Annotated in this window: 3 protein-coding genes; 2 read left to right on the top strand and 1 reads right to left on the bottom strand. The window is 61.5% G+C overall.

What is annotated here, in order from left to right; genetic code table 11:
* Positions 1-62: 62 nt before the first annotated feature.
* Positions 63-704, bottom strand: a complete 642-nt coding sequence (locus VEK15_15370) for a peroxidase-related enzyme (GenBank protein HXV62078.1) — start codon at positions 702-704, stop codon at positions 63-65.
* Positions 705-983: 279 nt separating this feature from the next.
* Here VEK15_15370 and VEK15_15365 point away from each other — a divergent pair, with 279 nt between their 5' ends.
* Positions 984-1,943 carry a DUF2157 domain-containing protein gene (locus VEK15_15365; protein ID HXV62077.1) on the top strand — a complete coding sequence of 320 codons (960 nt, stop codon included), beginning with the start codon at positions 984-986 and terminating at the stop codon, positions 1,941-1,943.
* A partial coding sequence (locus VEK15_15360; protein HXV62076.1) for a hypothetical protein occupies positions 1,940-2,244 on the top strand: 305 nt, incomplete at its 3' end. The genes VEK15_15365 and VEK15_15360, both read left to right, overlap by 4 nt.

Genomic DNA, 2,244 nt, shown 5'->3' with positions numbered 1-2,244 from the left:
TAGACTAGCAATGCTAGTCTAATGACGATGGGGCGTCAAGAGATCGAGAGCTCCGCCGTGGCTCATCGTTTCGTGCGCGGTGACGTTCCCAGAACGTCGCCCACCGTGGTCACGCCGAGTCCATCGAGCACGCGATTGGCGTAATTGAAGTAGGCGACGATCTGATTGGACTCGAGGATCTCGCCGTCGTCGGCTCCCGCGGCCCGAAGCTCGGCGACATCCTTCTTCGTCATCGACCGGGGATCGAGCGTGAGCTTTTTCGCGTAGCGAAGGAGTGCGAGCTCTTTTCCCGAGAAGACGCGCTCGGGGCGATCGTCCGCGAGCGCGGCGCGGATCGCCTCGGCCCGGTCGTCATCGCCGAGAACACGCCGCAACCCTTCGAAGTGATGCGCCACACTGTAGTCGCAGCCATTGGTCAAGCTCGTGTAGACGCCCAGCGTCTCGAGGAACCACGCGGGGGTTCGATTCTTCGGGTGGTGGAGAACCGCCTTGTAGAGAGCGTAGTGTCCTTCGAGCGTATGGGGCCTCAGACTGTGCACCTTGACGACGTTGTCCACGTTTCCGCTGGCACCCTTGACGAGATCGTAGAGCCGCCGGAGCTCGCCCGTGGACTCGTCGTAGGGAATGACACGGATCCAGGCGATCTCCTGTTCGTTCTCCTGAGGCGCCGAGCCCAGAACGAGTGCCAAGAGCCAAAGATTCATCGTGCCCTCCTTTCGTACTCAATGCCGTGGCGGGACCCGTGATCGATCGGGCCGCCACGGCTCGGGCTGCTTACGGCGCGGCAAGCGCGCCGGGCTCGCTCCGCTCGCGCAGGGTGGGTTGAGTTTTTTGTCACCCTTTAGTACTCAATGCCGTGGCGGGACCCGTGATCGTCCGGCCGCCACGGCGGCGCTCTCCATACGCTTCCAATTGACGAATCACCGAGCCAATTCGTATTCTCGAAGCATATCGCGATATTCCGTGAGGCAGTGTAGCGACCCATGAATCCCGACGTCGTGGCCGGAATCTCGACACTCGATCGAGAAGGCATCCTCTCCCAGCAACAAGTCGCCGTCCTGCGCCCGATTGCGGAAGGACGAAGACTCTCCGTCCATTATGAGCTCCGTTTTCTCCTATACGTCGGCGTTCTGCTGCTCACGGCGGGCGTCGGGGCACTCATCGAGCAAAACCTCGACGACATTTCACCGGTCGCGATCGCGTTCGGCATCGGCATTGCCGCGGCGAGTTGCCTCGCCTGGGTCCAGCGAAAAGCGCCTTCGTTCTCCTGGGGATCCGCCGCCTCGACGCATCTCGCCTTCGACTATGTCCTACTCCTCGGTGTCCTTCTGGCCTCAGCCGATATCGCCTACGTCGAGGCTCAATTCACGCCGCTCGGAGAGCACTGGAGCTGGCACCTGTTTTGGATGAGCCTGTTCATGGCCGGGCTCGCCCTGCGGTATGACTCGCGGGTGGTCTTCTCGCTCGCTCTTTCGACGTTCGCCGCCTGGCGCGGAATCTCCGCATCGACTCTGGGAGGAAACCTGCTCTGGTCTCCCGGCACCACACGAACGAACGCCATCATCTGTGGAGTCGTCTTCGTCCTGCTGGGTCTCGCCCTGCTCTACTGGAACAAGAAGGAACATTTCGAGCCAGTCGCATCCTTTGCTGGTTGGCTGCTCGTCCTGAGCTCGCTGTTCTCGGGAAGCTTCGGAGTGTACGGACCGTCTTTCCGTATCGCACTACTATTGGCAGGCGGCGGGCTCGCAGTTTACGCCTTTTCTCGACTTCATTTCTGGCTCTTTGTGATGGGCGTGCTCGGAGCCTACGCCGGGATGAGCATTATCGCCGTCGAAGCGCTCCACGGAGAGATCACGATTTCGATGTGGTTCTTCGTCACATCGCTCGCGTCGCTGTTCGGTTTGACTCGAGCCTATCGCATTTTCTCGGAGGCCACGTCTTGATCCCGGAGGCCGTGACCGCCGAGCGCCGGCACGAGGTTCGCAAAGCCTTCGTGAGCTTTCGGCAGGCGGGACTCGTCGACGAAGCGACTGTCGACGCGGTCGTCGGGCGTTTCCCCGATGACCGCGTTCGCGTGAAACTCGCTTTCCGCGTGCTTCTGTTCTGCTTCACCGCGATCGCGCTCCTGGCAACCGCGGGCTTGCTCGGAGTGTTCGGAGTCGAGGCAGCTCTGTTCTGCCTGGTGTTGGGGGTCGGGTCCGTCGCTCTCACCGAGATCCAGATCGTCCAGTATCGGCGCGCTCA

The organism is Vicinamibacteria bacterium, from assembly GCA_035620555.1.
GTDB lineage: Bacteria > Acidobacteriota > Vicinamibacteria > Marinacidobacterales > SMYC01 > DASPGQ01.
This window is presented reverse-complemented; position numbering and strand designations above follow the sequence as displayed.